General features: G+C 45.2%; 23 protein-coding genes. All 23 read left to right on the top strand.

Features of this window, described 5'->3' with window-relative positions:
• The first annotated feature begins 7 nt into the window (after window positions 1–7).
• The 23 genes from MHH89_RS00590 to MHH89_RS00700 all read left to right on the top strand — a co-directional run bounded on the left by MHH89_RS00590 (window position 8) and on the right by MHH89_RS00700 (window position 16,278).
• Window positions 8–223, top strand: coding sequence for a hypothetical protein (locus MHH89_RS00590; protein ID WP_341086021.1), 216 nt, complete (start codon window positions 8–10; stop codon window positions 221–223).
• A 45-nt stretch (window positions 224–268) separates the two neighbouring features.
• The gene (locus MHH89_RS00595) at window positions 269–571 is read left to right on the top strand and encodes a hypothetical protein (protein ID WP_341086022.1); all 303 of its coding nucleotides are present in this window, start codon (window positions 269–271) and stop codon (window positions 569–571) included.
• A gap of 2 nt (window positions 572–573) precedes the next feature.
• Entirely contained in the window at window positions 574–783 is a 210-nt protein-coding gene (locus tag MHH89_RS00600; RefSeq protein WP_036681171.1) for a hypothetical protein, read from the top strand.
• 96 nt (window positions 784–879) lie between these two features.
• A complete protein-coding gene (locus MHH89_RS00605) occupies window positions 880–1,257 on the top strand; it encodes a hypothetical protein (protein WP_341086025.1) in 378 nt (125 codons plus the stop codon).
• 443 nt (window positions 1,258–1,700) lie between these two features.
• Window positions 1,701–1,847, top strand: coding sequence for a hypothetical protein (locus MHH89_RS00610; protein ID WP_341086026.1), 147 nt, complete (start codon window positions 1,701–1,703; stop codon window positions 1,845–1,847).
• A 189-nt stretch (window positions 1,848–2,036) separates the two neighbouring features.
• Window positions 2,037–2,585, top strand: a complete 549-nt coding sequence (locus tag MHH89_RS00615; RefSeq protein ID WP_076098445.1) for a site-specific integrase — start codon at window positions 2,037–2,039, stop codon at window positions 2,583–2,585.
• A 166-nt stretch (window positions 2,586–2,751) separates the two neighbouring features.
• The gene (locus MHH89_RS00620) at window positions 2,752–3,117 is read left to right on the top strand and encodes an HNH endonuclease signature motif containing protein (protein WP_341086028.1); all 366 of its coding nucleotides are present in this window, start codon (window positions 2,752–2,754) and stop codon (window positions 3,115–3,117) included.
• A gap of 24 nt (window positions 3,118–3,141) precedes the next feature.
• Complete coding sequence (locus MHH89_RS00625; RefSeq protein ID WP_341086030.1) at window positions 3,142–3,654, top strand: hypothetical protein; 513 nt, start codon at window positions 3,142–3,144, stop codon at window positions 3,652–3,654.
• Between the two features lie 138 nt (window positions 3,655–3,792).
• Window positions 3,793–4,275 carry a phage terminase small subunit P27 family gene (locus MHH89_RS00630; RefSeq protein WP_280787013.1) on the top strand — a complete coding sequence of 161 codons (483 nt, stop codon included), beginning with the start codon at window positions 3,793–3,795 and terminating at the stop codon, window positions 4,273–4,275.
• Window positions 4,256–6,046 carry a terminase large subunit gene (locus tag MHH89_RS00635; RefSeq protein ID WP_341086032.1) on the top strand — a complete coding sequence of 597 codons (1,791 nt, stop codon included), beginning with the start codon at window positions 4,256–4,258 and terminating at the stop codon, window positions 6,044–6,046. Before MHH89_RS00630 ends, MHH89_RS00635 begins: the two co-directional genes overlap by 20 nt.
• A 14-nt stretch (window positions 6,047–6,060) precedes the next feature.
• Complete coding sequence (locus tag MHH89_RS00640) at window positions 6,061–7,341, top strand: phage portal protein (protein ID WP_341086033.1); 1,281 nt, start codon at window positions 6,061–6,063, stop codon at window positions 7,339–7,341.
• An 8-nt stretch (window positions 7,342–7,349) separates the two neighbouring features.
• The gene (locus MHH89_RS00645) at window positions 7,350–7,952 is read left to right on the top strand and encodes an HK97 family phage prohead protease (protein WP_341086034.1); all 603 of its coding nucleotides are present in this window, start codon (window positions 7,350–7,352) and stop codon (window positions 7,950–7,952) included.
• 45 nt (window positions 7,953–7,997) lie between these two features.
• The gene (locus MHH89_RS00650; protein WP_341086035.1) at window positions 7,998–9,176 is read left to right on the top strand and encodes a phage major capsid protein; all 1,179 of its coding nucleotides are present in this window, start codon (window positions 7,998–8,000) and stop codon (window positions 9,174–9,176) included.
• Entirely contained in the window at window positions 9,176–9,727 is a 552-nt protein-coding gene (locus MHH89_RS00655) for a phage head-tail connector protein (protein ID WP_341086037.1), read from the top strand. Before MHH89_RS00650 ends, MHH89_RS00655 begins: the two co-directional genes overlap by 1 nt.
• A 2-nt stretch (window positions 9,728–9,729) precedes the next feature.
• Window positions 9,730–10,206 carry a hypothetical protein gene (locus MHH89_RS00660; protein WP_341086038.1) on the top strand — a complete coding sequence of 159 codons (477 nt, stop codon included), beginning with the start codon at window positions 9,730–9,732 and terminating at the stop codon, window positions 10,204–10,206.
• Window positions 10,207–10,208: 2 nt separating this feature from the next.
• Window positions 10,209–10,553 carry a hypothetical protein gene (locus MHH89_RS00665; RefSeq protein WP_341086039.1) on the top strand — a complete coding sequence of 115 codons (345 nt, stop codon included), beginning with the start codon at window positions 10,209–10,211 and terminating at the stop codon, window positions 10,551–10,553.
• On the top strand, window positions 10,540–11,031 hold the full coding sequence (locus tag MHH89_RS00670; RefSeq protein WP_341086041.1) for a phage neck terminator protein: 492 nt from the start codon (window positions 10,540–10,542) through the stop codon (window positions 11,029–11,031). The genes MHH89_RS00665 and MHH89_RS00670 overlap by 14 nt, the downstream gene beginning before the upstream one ends.
• Window positions 11,028–12,056 carry a DUF3383 family protein gene (locus MHH89_RS00675; RefSeq protein WP_340395295.1) on the top strand — a complete coding sequence of 343 codons (1,029 nt, stop codon included), beginning with the start codon at window positions 11,028–11,030 and terminating at the stop codon, window positions 12,054–12,056. The genes MHH89_RS00670 and MHH89_RS00675 overlap by 4 nt, the downstream gene beginning before the upstream one ends.
• Before the next feature lie 11 nt (window positions 12,057–12,067).
• Complete coding sequence (locus MHH89_RS00680) at window positions 12,068–12,466, top strand: phage structural protein (protein WP_340395296.1); 399 nt, start codon at window positions 12,068–12,070, stop codon at window positions 12,464–12,466.
• A gap of 28 nt (window positions 12,467–12,494) precedes the next feature.
• Window positions 12,495–12,797 (top strand): hypothetical protein, encoded by a 303-nt coding sequence (locus MHH89_RS00685; protein ID WP_340395297.1) that lies wholly within the window; start codon window positions 12,495–12,497, stop codon window positions 12,795–12,797.
• Window positions 12,772–12,960, top strand: coding sequence for a hypothetical protein (locus MHH89_RS00690; protein ID WP_280787001.1), 189 nt, complete (start codon window positions 12,772–12,774; stop codon window positions 12,958–12,960). The genes MHH89_RS00685 and MHH89_RS00690 overlap by 26 nt, the downstream gene beginning before the upstream one ends.
• 45 nt (window positions 12,961–13,005) lie before the next feature.
• Complete coding sequence (locus tag MHH89_RS00695; RefSeq protein WP_341086044.1) at window positions 13,006–15,732, top strand: phage tail tape measure protein; 2,727 nt, start codon at window positions 13,006–13,008, stop codon at window positions 15,730–15,732.
• On the top strand, window positions 15,733–16,278 hold the full coding sequence (locus MHH89_RS00700) for a phage baseplate protein (RefSeq protein WP_341086045.1): 546 nt from the start codon (window positions 15,733–15,735) through the stop codon (window positions 16,276–16,278).
• Window positions 16,279–16,289: the final 11 nt, after the last annotated feature.

A 16,289-nucleotide genomic window follows, 5' to 3' on the forward strand; every position in this document is an offset into this window, starting at 1 on the left:
GAAAGGGATGGATAAAAATGATGCGCTACATCTCATTAAACAAGAGTTTGAGAAAAACCTTAAGGATGGGTTGTTGAACCTACAGGTTAAATGGCTAATTGATCAGGCTGAAACACTTCAAATAATAGCTAATCGTTGGATTGAAATCGAATCAAACGGAACAAAAGAAGAAGCTGATGATTTCTATACCTTTGTTCAAGATACGCTATCAAGTAACAGTTAAGTAACTTCGCAGTTTGAAGACACTGTAAAAGGAGGTTTGCACTATATGAGTGTCTTATCCCCAATCCATCCACGGGCGGTGCAAATGATAAACATTGCTCTCAGTGAGATAGTACGTAAAGGAGGTAAGGTTGAGCGCATGCAGATGCATGTATGCCCTCAGTCAGAACTAGCTCAGCATCAGGTCATTCAGACAGCTTTCGGTTACTTGCGGATTCATTTAAATGATTTTGTTCCTAAAGGATATTCTTATGTACTGGAAGATCCAGGCAGCGATATGAGGGGATTTGCTTGGGTATCAATACCTAAAGACGCGAAAATAATGGAGAATCGGCAAAAGGAGGCGTAGAAGTGATCATCAAAACAGTCAAAAATATTAATTCGCCAGCAGGAAGTATTGTTTCAGGAGTGTCATTCCGTGCACAGCGTGAAAAGAATGGGTACAGCATAACATTCGGAGAATTCAAAGGTCAGTATATCCCAGCATCATCAGCAATCATAATCAGCGATATTGTTCTAGACGAAGACGGGAAAATGCCGCGTGGATCTAGATATGCATAATGGACAAAGAAAAGACCCCTAAACCTTGGCCGGGCGGGGTCGATAAACGGTAAATAATACCTCAAACCCATTATAACACAAAGGGGAATGAGGGGAATGGCAATGGTATGGGGACAAGGGGAATTGTTTCCTAGTGCAAGTGCGGTAGATGTTGAAATAACAAAAGTATTGCTTCGCAAATATCAAAAAATGGAAATAACCATCAACGGATTGAAGTTAAGGGATTCGCTTACCGCTAAAGAAAAATCCACACTTAAAAAGTGGGACCCGATAATTAATAATATTGAGTTGGCGATTCATGCCATTTTGGATTTAGAAATTAAAGAGATTATGGAATACCGGTTCATTGATCGAAACCCAAGAAAAGCCGCCTTAGTAAAGTGGTCGATTTTTACCGAACGATCATTTGATAGGAAAATCCAAGAAGGGACAGAATCGGTAGCTGGCACCCTTAAGATGCTCGGTATTATCTAAAACTTGTCTGTAATCTGTCTGTAAAACGTCTGTTTCGGGTCAGGTTTACGACGGGCAAAAAATGCTTGTGAAATTCTATAGTAGGGACATAGGGAAGAAGTTATTCCCGGGTGTCCCTGCTGCCCCTTATCGCCGCAGGACTCGTCAGAGCTGAGCGGTGATGATGCCTGTTGCAATAGCAACGATATTAGTGGCGGAACTGATAGCACAAGTAGCAAGTAGATGGTGCGGCGGTCTGTTACGGGGGATGAGAGTTATAGTACCACTCTCAACGCGCTCCACCCGGGCGCGGTATATTGGCATAGGGGATGTTAGTCGGTAATACCGTCCGTCACCATGCAAATACGGGATATTGCAATGCTGATTATGTAAATCTAAGGGGCGCTGAAAAGTGTCCCTTTTTATATTGTACGAAACTAATTTTTGCCTAAAGGAGGTACGGGATGAAAGAACAGATTGAACTTTTCAAGAAACTAAGGGATGTATGCAATGAAATTGTAAAGGCAATGGAAGCCGGGGATGACGAAGGACTCGAATCAGCCGTTGGCCGTTATCTTTTTCTAGCAATGCAAATGGGCGCCTTGAAGTAAAGATAAACCGTTCAATTAATATGGTTATATTGGGGGAAAAGCAATGAACGCGGTAAGGAGGCTAAGAGAACCGCCAGAACCGAAACAGCCCGTTAAATGCAAAGGTTGTGTTTGGGGTAAGTGGGAAGAAGCAGCTCAGTTCTGCTCTAAACCGATCCATTGTGTGAAACTAGACGGTGGTGAGCGTAAATGAATTTTGTCCAACCGATTCGCGACCCGGAAACGATTCAAGATATAAAGGATTATCTCAAAGATAAGAATCCAAGAGATTACATTATGTTCCTGATTGGCATTTACACCGGGCTACGGATCAGCGATATTCTGCGGTTGAGAGTCAAGGACGTTTCAGGTTCTCACATCTCTATCCGCGAGAAGAAGACCAATAAGCAGAAACGCATTTACATGGCACCGGAATTGAAAAAGGCTCTGATTGTTTACATCGAAGGTAAACCAGCAAATGAATTCCTTATTAAAAGCAGGGAAGGTATGAACCGACCTATTACCCGTGAAATGGCTTATAAGATCATGCGGGACATTGGGGATGAGTTCGGGCTTTCGGATATGGGTTGCCATACACTGCGGAAAACATTCGGCTATATCTTCTATAACGAAACAACTGACAAGGACATTGGCATGCTGATGGACTTCTTTAATCATGCTTCACCTAAGATTACGCTGCGCTATATAGGCATGGCGCAAGACAGCATGGACATGGCTCTCAAGCGCCACAAAGTGTAGTCAGTTACACATATTAAGGATAGGAGAAACTCATTTCTAGGACAGGCTGAGAAGCCATATAGGGCAAGGAGTTGTGACAAGTGAATGAGTTTAACACAATGTAAGATATGTGTAATTAGATCGCACAGGATTTACCAGTTATTTAATAGCAGCAGAGGGGTTAATTATGGGGCAATCACCACTTAAACCATGTAGTCGTGTGGGCTGTAGTAACCTCTCTAGAGGGCGTTACTGTGCCGACCATACACAAGAGAAACACCGCTATGATAGATACCGTGGGACAGCCGCACAGCGCGGTTATGACGGTCAGTGGCGCAAGGCTCGGCTCGGGTTCCTACGGAAGCATCCACTGTGTGTATATTGCTTGGAGGTCGATAAGATTGAGGCTGCTACAGTGGTTGACCATATCGAACCGCATAAAGGTGACAAGGAATTGTTCTGGAGGCGCAGCAACTGGCAGTCACTTTGTAAGGTGTGTCATGATGCCAAGACAGCAAAAGAGGATGGAGGGTTTGGAAATGATGTGAGATAATGATAGCAAGGAGTGTGACTGCAAATGATAGTTAGATATACAAACCCTAGTCGAATAAGGGATCAGCTCTTGCATTGTCTAGATGTATTGGGTGAGGAATACAACGAATTAGATTATGTGGTCGATGTCTACAAGAATGAGGATAGATTGAGAAAAGAAATGGTTGAATGTCCTGATATGTCACCTGAGGAATATCAACAGATACTTCATGGGGCGACACGGCCTCCTGCTATTGCAATGATGGAGTCTCGTACAATCAAGATTTTTTATTTTAACTTATCCACGGAGAAACATAAACAAGATTTAGATTTAGCTTTTTTTCTCTTTCATGAAATGCGTCATGCATGGCAGAATCATCACGGATTATATCTTGATGAGGAAGGGGTGGCAAACCTTGATGAAAATATGGAAGAGTACAAGAATAGTGCCGCCGAGAAAGACGCCAATGAATTTGCAATGGTAACGATAATGGAGAACAAAGATAAGATCAGAAAAATTTTCAAAATGCCTGATTTCGAATTGAATTTGAAATGGTAAAGTCGCCATTACGGGATTTTTTTTAATTTCTTAGGCCCCCCACCATCTTAAAAAAAATTTTTGTTCGTAATAGACCGCATCGGACTCTTGTGTGAAAAAAAGTCCCCAGTGAAAGTTTCTAAAGGAGGTGCGGAAAATATGCCAGATATTGTAAAATTTAATCACATGCGGGTGGGACAGAAAGGCGGTGGCAAGCATTGGACGGAGGCTGAGGTAAATGCTCGGGAAGCTGCTTCGAAAAAGTTTGAGCGCAAGAAAAAGCCGACGATGAAAATACCCGGCTGGCTAAACGATGAAGCCCGGAAGGTTTGGCGCAAGACAGTTAAGGATATGGCCGAGTTTGAAGTCCTGGATAAAGTGGATGAAGATGTGCTGGGCGCTTATTGCGATGCAGTAGCGAAGTACCAGGACGCGAACCGTCTGATTGACATTGAAGGGTATACGGAAATAAATGCTCAAGGGAATATGGTTGTCAGTGCCTATGTGAAAATGGCACAGAGCTATTCGCGGATTATTCTTTCTTACTCCAACAAGCTTGGACTAAATGCGGAAGCGCGTGCGCGACTTGCTAAGAAGACGGCGGACCAGGAGGAAGACGAAAATGCTGGACTATTCGATTGATTGGGAGGATGTTCACCCAACTAATCGCTATGCCGCCGAAGTGGTTATGGGATTACGGCAGGCTTGCAAACGAGAACAGCAGGCTTGTCAGCGACATCTATCAGATTTAGAGCGGCAAGCAACGGCTAAATTTCCCTATGTTTTTGATGAATCCAGGGCAGACCGCATTTTCGAATGGTTTGAGCGCTGCTGCCGGCATGTTCGCGGTCCGTTCTCCGGGCAACTTATTGAGCTGCTACCCTTTCAAAAATTTGATTTGGGCTGCGTCTACGGCTGGGTGCATATGGACAGCGGGAAAAGACGATTCACCAAAGCACTGCACCTTCGGGCGCGTGGGAATGTTAAGTCAACTGAAATGTCCGGTCTGTCCCTTTATGGCATGTGCGGGGATTGCGTGTATCCGCCTGGAAAGCCACATCTGAAGCGCTACGAAGAAAGCCCGGAGGTTGAATGTGCGGCAGTCGATAAGCAGCAGGCAAAGCGGGTCTGGCTGGATGCGAAAGCTATGGGAGAAAACAGCCCTGACATTTCCAAGCGCCTGCGGATCAAGCGCACATACATCGAACACGCTCGACGCGGTGGCTGGCTGCGGCCATTGTCCAAGGATACGAAAAATAAGGACTCCGGTGCGCCGTGTCTTGTCATTATTGACGAATACCACGCACACCCGACCAGCGAAATCCTGGACGTATCTTATTCCGGCTTCGGTAAACGGCTGCAATCGTTAATGCAAATCATTTCAACCGCTGGTAAAGATGCCGAAAATAGTCCTTGTAAGAAGGAATATGATTCCCTATGTAAGATGTTGGACGGCGATACCCCGATGATTGATACATATTATGTGATGATTCGGGAGCTGGAAAAGGCAGACGATCCACATAATGAAGAGAATTGGATAAAAGCGAACCCTATTTTGCAGGAGGATAACGAATATGCCCAAGAACTGCGAAAACAAATTCGCATTGAGCATGATGAGGCGTACAATTCGGGAGATTCGCATAAAATCCGAGAATGGTTGACCAAGCGAGTAAATCTTTGGCAGGCAGATAGCGAAAATAAATATATGTCCGGCATTATGGACAAATGGAAAGCACTCGCAGTGTCACGGAGTGCTTTTTTGGATTTGGTTCATGGTTATGCAACGCGTAACGGGCTTGACTTGTCCAAAACAACGGACTTGACTGGCTCCGGTTTTGTGTTCCGCCTGGAAGATGGTCGTTATGCAGTTACTGCCCATGGATTTATGCCAGAAGAAACGGCAAGTAAGCATGAACACAGTGACCGTGTGCCCTATCGACAATGGGCTGAAGAGGGATGGTGTACTCTTACACCTGGATCAGTAGTGGATTACAGCTTTATTAAATCCCACATGCAAGGGTTGGAGCAGGAACAATCGTGGTTTATTGAAGAGGTTTGTTACGATCCATACAATGCCACCCACTTCACCCAGGAACTTGAGGCGGAAGGGTACAACCGGGTAGAGATCCGGCAGGGCGTTCAAACCCTTTCGGAACCAACAAAGTTCTTCCGTGAGCTGATTCTGCGCGGCCTAATTGTTCATGATGGCAGTCCATTACTAACCTGGTGCTTGTCTAATGCCATTGAAGTTTCGGATAACAACGGAAATATCAAACTTTCTAAAAAGCATAAGGATGACAGTCAGCGGATCGACTTACTGGCAGCCATTATAAACGCCATGGTTCGTGCAATGGTCGGTGACTCCACAATAAACCTGAACGACCACATCATGAGCGAGGACTTTTCCTTTTAGTAAGGAGGTGAAATGTGAAACGAAGAAACTTTGTACAGCGCTGGTGGGACCGGAGATCTTCAGAGGAAAGTTTGCTTCATCCTCCGCAGTGGCTGCTTGATCTATTTGGTGTATCCAACACAGCAAGCGGGGAAAGTGTTACTACGGATTCCGCACTGCTAAACAGTAATGTCTATACCTGTGCTTCTGTCCTGGGTGGTGACATCGGCAAGCTGCCAATTCAGGTTTTTAAAAAGCGTGGAGCCGGGATCGAGCGCGATAGCAGCCACCCTGTTTCCAAGCTGCTTGGATCGCGTCCAAATCCTTACATGAGTGCTTATACTTTCAAAGAGCTGATGCAGGTTCATGTGACGGTATGGGGCAATGGATACGCAAATATTGAATGGGAGACAAGCGGACCTAATAATGGTCTTCCAAAGGGGCTATGGCCCCTTGATCCATCCAAGACAGACGTTCAAGTTGATAAAGACACTGGACAGGTTTGGTATGTGACCACACTTCCGAACGGCGAAATGCGGAAACTGAGACACTTTGATGTGCTGCATTTTAAGTCTATCAGTAAAAGCGGTCTGAAGGGGATCACTCCTATTTCCGTGATTCGTGAGGAACTTGGAGTGCAAAAGTCGCAGCGGAAATTCCTTGGAGCCTTTTACGCCAATGGGACGGCTACACGCGGGATACTCAAAATACCGAATGGCACTTTGGATAAACCAGCCAAAGACAAAGCGCGTGACGAATGGCAGAAAGCAAATTCGGGCCTTAATAATGCACACCGGATTGCCATTCTGGATGCGGGGATGGAATATCAGAACCTTGGCATGCCCTTGAATGACGCTCAATTCATTGAAACCAGCAAATTCGGGATTTTGGAGACTGCCAAGATATACAAGGTTCCAGGATACAAGCTGGGATTAACGGATGTAAAGTTCAGTAATATGGAAAACCAATCGTTGGAGTATGTGAAAAGTACGTTACAGCCGATCACCACGAATTGGGAGCAGGAATGTGATTACAAGCTGTTCACAGAGCTGGAGCGGAAAAAATATTACACCAAATTCAACATGTCCAGTGAGTTGAGGGGAGACAGCACCAGTCGTGCAGCCTATTACAAGGAAATGATTGCGATGGGTGTTTATAACATAAATGAAGTGCGCGAGTTGGAGGAACGAGACAACATCGGTGACAAAGGAGATGTTCACTTTGTCAGCCTGAACTATGTCAACCTTGAGAAGATGGACCAGTACCAAATGTTGAAAGCGGGTCTCGGTAAAGAAGCTCCGAATGAAGGGGGGTGACAAAAACTGTGAGTGAAAAGGTTATTCGCTACTTGTCAGTTGATAAAATTGAAGTCCGTAGTGTTCAAGGCGAAGGAGAAAATCAGACCCGTACTGTCGGCGGCTATGTCGTTAAATTTAACCAGCGCAGCCAATTAATTTGGGGTGAGTTTTACGAGCGTGTAGCGAAGGGGGCGTTTACTCGTAGCCTTCAGGAGAACGTAATTAAAGCTTTTTGGAACCATCGAAGCGACTTTGTTCTCGGATCAACAAAATCGGGAACGTTGCGGCTGCTGGAAGATGATGTTGGTCTGTTTTTTGATATTGATCTGCCAAACAACACGTGGGGCAATGATGCTTATGAATCCATACAACGCGGGGATGTAGACGGCGTAAGCTTTGGTTTCTACGTGCGTAATGATGCTTGGCAATATTTTAAGGAAGAGGACGTTTACGAACGAACCTTGCTGGACGTAAATTTGTTTGAAGTATCACCGACACCTTTCCCAGCTTACCAGGACAGTGAAGTGAGCCAGCGCAGCATCGAGCAGCTGGGGATAACATCTAAAGAGCAACGCAAACTTGGAAAAGAAAAGCTTTTACTCGAAATCGACCTATTGGCACTTGCCTAATACGTCGTTTTTTTGTTTTGCCAAAATATCAAATGGAGGTACATTATGGACCCGAAAGAACGCGAATTACGCCAGAAACTGGCGGCAAAGTTGGAAGAAGCTCGGTCACTTATGGAAGGAGGCAAGATGGAAGAAGCTCGGAACGCAAAGGATGCAGCTGCGGAATTGCGTGCACAAATTGATTTGATGGTGGAAATGCGGGGTCTGGATACGCCGGGTGATGTTGCACAGGTTGCAGAGCCAGAACATCGGGATAACAAGCCAAACAAGGAAGAGCAGTACCGTAACGCTTTCCTAAAGGAGCTGCGCAAGCGCAATCTGACAACGGAAGAACGCACTTTGTTGGATGCTTCAGCAGAAGAAACTCGTGCAGGCATGAGCGGCGAAACCGGAGAAGACGGCGGGCTTATTGTTCCACAGGATATTCAAACGATGATCCTGGAAAGAAAGCGTCAGTTTGTGTCACTAGAATCCTATATCACCGTAGAACCTGTATCGACCCGTTCCGGTTCGAGGGTTATCGAGAAAAATGCTGATATTACGGAATTTACTGAGATTACGGAATTGACTGACCTTGACGATATGGACAATCCCAAGTTTACACCAATCTCTTACACCATCAAGGACCGGGGTGGCATCCTTCCTATTTCCAATAGCTTGATCCAGGACACAGATCAAAACCTGATGTCCTATATTGCCAAGTGGATTGCAAAGAAATCCGTAATCACACGTAATAAGCTTGTCTTGAATTTGCTGGAAACGCTGACCAAAGTAGCTGTCTCAGGGCTGGATGCGATTAAAACGATTTTGAATGTAACCCTTGATCCGTCTATCAGTCTGGGAGCAACCATTATTACGAACCAGGATGGATTTAATTTCCTTGATTTGTTAAAAGATTCTGACGGAAAGGCCCTGTTGCAACCCAATCCGACACAACCCACACAGAAATTACTGTATGGTAAGCCGGTTGTGGTCATTGCTAATCGCTGGTTGCCTACTACTGGAACCACCACGAAGAAAGCGCCGATTATCATCGGCGATCTGAAAGAAGCGATTGTACTCTTTGACCGCCAGCAGTATTCCTTGGCTTCGACAAATGTCGGTGGGAAATCCTTTGGACGTAATTCGACCGATGTTCGTGCCATTCAGCGGGAAGATGTTAAATTTTTCGATAACGAAGCGGTTGTCTACGGTCAGTTGACCATTTCCGGTTCTGGTGCCTAATGCTGACTACAATTGATCGTCTACAGAAAGCAATGGGCGTTCAAGGTGATTCCTACGAAGATGAAATGCTGCAAATCCAAATTGCAGCATCTTCCCAGGTCATTGAAAACTACTGCAAACGTTCATTTAAGCTGCAAAGTTATATTGAACGCCATAGTGGGAATTCCCGTTCCTCATATATTAACCTGCGGAATTATCCAGTGGAGAGCATCCAAGAAGTAGTTATTCCCGGAAAGCCAGTAGGAGATTATGAGCTGCTAGAAGAAGGGCGGATCTTCTGCCCTTCCGGCTGGCCTGTGGGTGAACACAATATCAAGGTAACGTACACCGCCGGTTATGTGCTGCCTGGTGATGCGACTACGGAAAAACCGCGCACACTGCCGGAAGTGTTGGAGCTGGCATGTATATTTCATGCCCAATTAATGCTCCGTACACCTGGTGTGACTGCGGAGCGGGTAGGAGATATCTCGGTCAACTACAGCGCAGACGGTGACGGTTTACCACAAACTTTGGTATCTCTTATTTCTCCGTATGTTGGAAGGTGGGTGTAGACATGGCAAGCCAAAGAGCAAGAGCACGGCGGGTCGGTGTGCAAGTCACCGGCGAAGATAACCTGCGGTTGCTAGCCGAGCGACTTCGCCCATTGACCAAGAATAAGATTCGTATTGGTATGCAGGGTGATGCCGAACTGGCTATGATTGCCGGAGTCCATGAATACGGCTCGGTGAAAATGAAGATTCCAGCTCGTTCGTTTATCGGGACCGGAAAAAAGAAAGGACAGGCTCCTATAGGCAAGTTGGTCCGGGTTGGGGTGACAGAGATTGCCCACGGGCGTAAGCGGGTAGACGAATTGTTTTCGGAGATTGGTGAGACGGGACTTGATCGAATGAAGAAGAATTTTGAACGAATTAAGCAGCCGCCCTTATCCGCCCGATATGCCTCAAGAAAGACTGGCTCCCGAAAGTTGCTGCACCGGGAAGACGAGCTGCGCGACTCCCTGATTTATGACATTGTACCGAAGGGAAGATAATCATGCGGCAATTTAGATTTGCTGGCGTCATTCGAAAATATTTCAGACCTTATACCCTGATCCGAGACAGTGGAGGTGCATGGGTCAAGGGAAAATGGGTTCCAAGTCAACCGGAACGACTAACACGGAGCGGCAGCATCCAGCCTGTGAGTGCTCGATTGAAAGCGACAGAGGGCGGTAACTATACCGAGACAGATCGTATGTTATATACGACTTCGACGCACAGTACGGGTGAACGTATTGACTACATGGGCGTACAATACACCGTTAATGAATCACCAGATCGAGAGTATTCCGATATCAATCAATATCTGCTGCGGAAGGTGGTCGCCAATGCTCCCGTTTGAGGATATTAGAGTTGCCATTGTTGAGGGGATGGAATCGGCTTCCGGTGGTCTGGTCATTGAAATGAACGGCGGAGGGGATACTCCTTCCGGTGATTTCATGACTTATAGTTTCGTTGGCGGCTTCGCTTCCACCGGAGGACAACCGATCATTACCCAGCAGTTAGGAAAGCAGTACAGGATGGAGACGGTGACATTTACCGTCTCTTTTAATTGTTATGCGGATGACTCAGACGTAGCTCTAGTTAACGCCATGAGGGCGAGAGATTGGTTTAAGTCAGATGGACATGATCTGTTAAAGGACAAACTTGACGTGATCGTGATTGAGATTGGAGAGATCCAGAACCGGGACATTAACATTGGAGAAGAGTGGGAACGGCGTCAGGGCTTTGATGTTGAGTTTCGGGCCACAGATGTTGTGATAACGGATATGTCAGGCTGGATTGATACTGCACCAATACAAAGGAGTGATAAGTTTTGAGTATTAGCGACGTTACTGTAAACATAGCTGTACTGAAGCCAACACCTATTTTGGGTGGGTTTGGCAAACCCTTAATTCTAGGGTCCAGTACAGCGGGTAAAGAATTTAAAGATTACTTAGATATAGATGCCGTGAAGACTGATTATGCTGCCAGTACCGAGGAATATAAAGCGGCGGCTGCGCTTTTTGCACAGAAGAACCCGCCAGCAGAAATTGCGATTGTATCTAGGAGAACGGGCGCAACACCTGAGACATTGACAGATATTTTACCAAAACTGTTTTTGAAAGATTGGCATTTTCTCGTTACGACGAGCACGGCTGCTTTGGACATTACCACTATAGGTGATGCTATCGAGGCAGATAAATCCAGACAATTTTTCTTCCGTACAAGCGATAAAGCCGATTTGGCTACAATCTTGGCTAAGAAATATACTCGAACATATGGTTTTTATCATATTGCAGCAGAAGTTGCTAAATATCCAGAAGCATGCTGGATCGGTGCAGCTGGAAGTCTTCCACCTGGCTCGATTACTTGGATGGGATGGACACTAACTGGTATTGCACCACTGGATGTTACAGCGACAGAGTTAGCAGCTATCCATGCACTTGGTGCCAACACATACGTGACCAAATCGGGAACTAATGTCACCAGTGAATGCAAGTCTGGTAGCGGTGATTATATCGACTTCATTCACTCCCAGGACTACATTGTTTTTAGCATTCAATACGCCGTACAAGATTTATTCAATCAGGCACAGCACGCATTACAAAAGATCAGTTACAACAATACGGGTATCGCTCAAATTGAGAGTGCCGTTCGGACGGTTCTGCATCGGTCATTTCTAAATGGCATGATTGCTACTGACGATGATAACGTTCCATTGTATAACACGACGTTTCCACCACGTAGTCAAGTTGATCCGGCACAGGTGGCAGCACGCAATTATCCAGATGGAAAGTTTGAATTTGTTCAGGCGGGAGCCATACACAAAACGGCCATTCGTGGCACTATTAAATTTGCATAGGAGGGGTTAGGGTGTCAGAAGCAAAAACATATGATGCAATGGACGTCTCTGTAATTGTTGGAGGCGTCTTTTTAACGGGATTCGGAGAAGACCTAGTAACTGTGGCGAAGGACGAAGAAAACTTTTCAACTAAAGTAGGGGCGCAAGGAGATGTGGTCCGAACGAAGGTTAATAACCCACTTGGCACAATTACTGTTACCCTTCAAAGCACCAGCCCACAAGCCGCATATTTGGATGGACTGGCTAACAGCCAGAAGATTGTACCTGTATCAGTTATGTACTCGGGTACGCCAAAGGAAACGAATACTGCAACACAAGCTTATCTGAAAAAACCAGCTGACCGGGAATATGGCGGAGAAGCTGGCGATCGTTCCTATGAGTTTCAATGTCTTGATTTAAGCATGAACTAAAATCTAAAATTGAGAGGGGCCTATATCAATGGCTAATTTTAAACAGAAAGAGTACAAATCTAAATCAGGAAAAAGTTATACCTTCCAGCATCCAGGCGTACGCGCAATATCTAAAATCAATGATGGCTCAAAAAATAAATTTGGAGTGATTCTGGAAGAACGCTTATCTGAAGAAGTACTCAAACATGTTATCGTGGATCCTAAAATGAAAATTGATGATTTCAACGATTACACGGAATATAGTGAAGTTGTTAATGCAGCATACGCCTTTGTGACAGGAAATGATGAAAATGAGGGCGCCGACGATGGCGATCAGCAAGAAGGAAGCTAAGAAACGAGCACGATCTAATTGGAGTCAATGGCGGCTGCTACTCTCCGATATGGGCATTACGTATAATGATCTAAATAGTATGGATGATGATGACATTGCCGAAGCGAACGCAGCTTTAGACCTTCATATTGAACAGACAAACAAAGCAAATAAGAAGAAATAGGAGACGTCCTTTAGGGCGTCTTCTTTTGTTCGGAAAGGAGGAACTATGGCAGGCGGTATAATCGGTTCACTAATGTATGCAGTTGGGTTCAAGTTCAACTCTAAGGGAATAAACGATGCAGATAAAAAGGTTGGTAAGCTCACAAAAACTGTGGTCGGACTTGGGGCTGCTGGTGTAGCTGCAATGACTGGAATCGGAATTGCTGGGGTACATGCTGCTTCTAAATTTGAAACGGCTATGAAGCAAGTTCAGGGGGCAACTGGAGCAACCGTGAAACAGATGGAAGCAACTAGAGAGGTTGCTAAAAATCTGTACTCTAACAATTTTGGTGAGGATTGGAACGACTTAGGAACAGCGATTTCAAATGTTCAGCAAGTTACTGGCCAAACAGGAGAAGAACTTGAGAACACCACTCGAAACGCAATTCTGCTTCGGGATCAATTCGGCTTTGAAATTCCGGAATCCATCAAATCCGCTGATACTATGATGCGACAGTTTGGGATCACCTCCGAAGAGTCATATAACTTACTGGCGCAAGGCGCACAGCGGGGACTTGATAAATCCGGCGAACTGGTGGATTCAGCCAATGAATATGCTAACCAGTTCAAGAGCTTGGGCTTTACGGCTGACGAGATGTTTGACGTTTTTGCCGCTGGCTCTGCCGAAGGTGTCTTTCAAGTTGATAAAGTTGGAGACGCCGTGAAGGAATTTAATATAAGGTCTAAGGATGCCAGTAAGACATCAATGGATGCCTTTACCGCGCTGGGCCTTAATGCTGATGCAATGATGCAGACCTTTGCCAAAGGCGGACCAGACGCGAAACAGGCATTTAGCGATATCGTCTCTATGATATCGGATATCGAGGACCCCGTTGCCCGTAACAATATTGGTGTTGCTTTGATGGGTTCTCAGTTCGAAGACCTTGAGGTTAATGTCATATCGGCAATGGGGGCTGCAACGAGATCCTTTGATAAAACAAAAAAGACGATGGACGAGCTTAATAAAATCAAATTTGAAAAGCCTGGCGAGGCATTTAAAATGTTCGGAAGGCAGGTCGAGGTTGGAATATTAATTCCAATTGGTCAAAAGCTGCTGCCTTACTTGAATGCCTTTGGGCAATGGCTATCTGACCATAAGCCGCAGATCGAAGCGGTGGGCAATGCAATCGGTGACGGGCTTGGTGCAGCAATCAATATGGTAAGCGGTTGGATTCAGGCGGCAATGCCATATCTACAACAATTTGGAACACAAGCATTGCAGGTGTTTGGGTACCTGATTGATAAGGGGAAAGAATTGTGGACTTCTATCCAGCCAGTGGCCGTCATGATCGGTGAGACATTGTTAAATGCCGCAGTTCAATTATGGCCACATATCCAGCAAATTGGCTCTTCAATTGCTGATGCAGCTAAAGCATTCTACGATTGGGGAGGATTTGCACCGGTGGTGAGCGGAATTGTCGCGGCACTGGTCACATATAAAACAGTCGTAGGCACGATAACAGTCGCAACCAAGATTGCAGCAGCAGCGACCAAAGCATGGACTGCAATTCAGAAAGCTTTCAGTATAGTCATGGCTGCCAATCCTATTGGCATAATTATCGCCGCCCTAGTGGGTTTAGGCGTGGGTCTGGTAGTCGCTTATAAAAAATCAGATAAGTTCCGGGCGTTTATTGACGGGATGTGGTCTGGGATCAAGACGGCTACCATGGCAGTACTGAATTTTTTCAAAATTACAGTTCCCCAGACCTTCATGACAGCCTTTAACGCAGTGACTGGATTTTTGAAGACTTGGGGAGTAACGATCCTGGTTGTAATTGGTGGTCCAATTGCATGGATCGTTGCTTTGGTCGTTAAATATTGGGATGAAATTAAGGCAGTGACATTTGCAGTGTTCAGTGCAATTGGTAGCTGGTTGTCATCCATATGGAGCAGCATCAGTAGCAATATTTCTGGGGCTGTCAGCGCTGTGTGGAATGCAATTACCGGGGCATGGAACAATGTATTTTCGATAACTAACTCTCTGATGACCAAAGTTTGGAACAAGATCACTGCTATATGGGCGCAGATTGTTGGAAGCATCAAGACAGCCGGAGTCAATGTCTGGACTGCCGTTTCGGATATGTGGGGAAAGGTGACAAGTTTTTTCAATGGGATCAACCTCTTTGATACAGGGAAAAAAATTATTAGTGGTCTGATAGATGGAATTTCGAATATGGCATCGACCTTGATGGAGAAGGTCAAAAGCATAGCGGATGGCATTAAAGATTTTTTTGGTTTTAAAACATCTGCAAGCGTGTCTGTTTCTACTGAAACTACTGGCATAAAAGCAGTAGACGGAAGTCACGCGAATGGGCTGCCTTACGTTCCGTGGGACGGTTATATCGGTGAATTGCACAAAGGCGAACGCGTTTTAACGGCTAAAGAAAACCAGGCGTATTCCCAGCCGGAAGCAACATTTCCTAAGTTTGACTTCCCAATTTATCAAATGCCGGCTTTTGAATTGCCTGATTTTCAAATAGCTCAGATAAACATTCCTTTCGCGAAGCAGGAACCCGTAGCAGCAAAGCCTGATTACGAGCCACACACACCTGAATCATCCCCAGCACGAATGACAACAAATAATCATCGTGCAGATTTTAAACCAATCTTTAATATTAAGGTTTCAGGTAATGCCGATGATAAGACCATTTCAAATCTGCGGGAGACTATTCGGCAAGAAATGCAAGATGTATTTGAATCGTATATGCGCAGCGTAGGATTGGAAGGTGCGTAAATGGCACTTATTGATGGCAAATACATTACTGTAGAGAATGAATCACCGTCCTTTCCCGTAACTGTGACAGAGCAACCGGTTGAAAAAGGGATCAACTTAATTGATCATGTGCAGGCACAGGCCCGGACGCTATCATTAACGGGAGTTATTGTTGGTACGGATGCAGCGAAGACACGCGCCTATATCATAGCTGCGAAAGACAAAGGCACAATCATTAATTACGTCGGCAGAAATCAATTCAAAGGTCTCATTACTGATTTTTCGACAGGACATGATTACACCACTGCGGATGGATTTACTTTTACGATGGAGCTGCGAGAGATAAAGATTGCAACGTCTTCTTATGTGGAGACGTTGCCACCTCCAATCAAGGCTCAGGTTACTAAGATCGTAAATTCTGGAACTAAGCAAACCCAGGAGAAAAAAACTGCAAAAACGACTACTAAGAAGAAAAGTAATAATACAAGTAAGAAAAAAGTAAAGGAAAAGGAAAAAGAAAAAGTTCAGAAAGTAAAATTTAAAACCGGAAGTAAATGGGCAACATGAGGCGGTGAATT

Source organism: Paenibacillus sp. FSL H7-0323 (assembly GCF_038002725.1).
Lineage (GTDB): Bacteria > Bacillota > Bacilli > Paenibacillales > Paenibacillaceae > Paenibacillus_AQ > Paenibacillus_AQ odorifer.

What these genes read in the sequence shown, in the direction of transcription:
- MHH89_RS00700 (WP_341086045.1), top strand. Translation starts at nt 15,733, where the DNA reads ATGGCACTTATTGATGGCAAATACATTACTGTAGAGAATGAATCACCG.
- MHH89_RS00630 (WP_280787013.1), top strand. Translation starts at nt 3,793, where the DNA reads ATGCCAGATATTGTAAAATTTAATCACATGCGGGTGGGACAGAAAGGC.
- MHH89_RS00610 (WP_341086026.1), top strand. Translation starts at nt 1,701, where the DNA reads ATGAAAGAACAGATTGAACTTTTCAAGAAACTAAGGGATGTATGCAAT.
- MHH89_RS00625 (WP_341086030.1), top strand. Translation starts at nt 3,142, where the DNA reads ATGATAGTTAGATATACAAACCCTAGTCGAATAAGGGATCAGCTCTTG.
- MHH89_RS00665 (WP_341086039.1), top strand. Translation starts at nt 10,209, where the DNA reads ATGCGGCAATTTAGATTTGCTGGCGTCATTCGAAAATATTTCAGACCT.
- MHH89_RS00590 (WP_341086021.1), top strand. Translation starts at nt 8, where the DNA reads ATGGATAAAAATGATGCGCTACATCTCATTAAACAAGAGTTTGAGAAA.
- MHH89_RS00660 (WP_341086038.1), top strand. Translation starts at nt 9,730, where the DNA reads ATGGCAAGCCAAAGAGCAAGAGCACGGCGGGTCGGTGTGCAAGTCACC.
- MHH89_RS00655 (WP_341086037.1), top strand. Translation starts at nt 9,176, where the DNA reads ATGCTGACTACAATTGATCGTCTACAGAAAGCAATGGGCGTTCAAGGT.
- MHH89_RS00635 (WP_341086032.1), top strand. Translation starts at nt 4,256, where the DNA reads ATGCTGGACTATTCGATTGATTGGGAGGATGTTCACCCAACTAATCGC.
- MHH89_RS00685 (WP_340395297.1), top strand. Translation starts at nt 12,495, where the DNA reads ATGGCTAATTTTAAACAGAAAGAGTACAAATCTAAATCAGGAAAAAGT.
- MHH89_RS00670 (WP_341086041.1), top strand. Translation starts at nt 10,540, where the DNA reads ATGCTCCCGTTTGAGGATATTAGAGTTGCCATTGTTGAGGGGATGGAA.
- MHH89_RS00695 (WP_341086044.1), top strand. Translation starts at nt 13,006, where the DNA reads ATGGCAGGCGGTATAATCGGTTCACTAATGTATGCAGTTGGGTTCAAG.
- MHH89_RS00620 (WP_341086028.1), top strand. Translation starts at nt 2,752, where the DNA reads ATGGGGCAATCACCACTTAAACCATGTAGTCGTGTGGGCTGTAGTAAC.
- MHH89_RS00615 (WP_076098445.1), top strand. Translation starts at nt 2,037, where the DNA reads ATGAATTTTGTCCAACCGATTCGCGACCCGGAAACGATTCAAGATATA.
- MHH89_RS00650 (WP_341086035.1), top strand. Translation starts at nt 7,998, where the DNA reads ATGGACCCGAAAGAACGCGAATTACGCCAGAAACTGGCGGCAAAGTTG.
- MHH89_RS00595 (WP_341086022.1), top strand. Translation starts at nt 269, where the DNA reads ATGAGTGTCTTATCCCCAATCCATCCACGGGCGGTGCAAATGATAAAC.
- MHH89_RS00690 (WP_280787001.1), top strand. Translation starts at nt 12,772, where the DNA reads ATGGCGATCAGCAAGAAGGAAGCTAAGAAACGAGCACGATCTAATTGG.
- MHH89_RS00605 (WP_341086025.1), top strand. Translation starts at nt 880, where the DNA reads ATGGCAATGGTATGGGGACAAGGGGAATTGTTTCCTAGTGCAAGTGCG.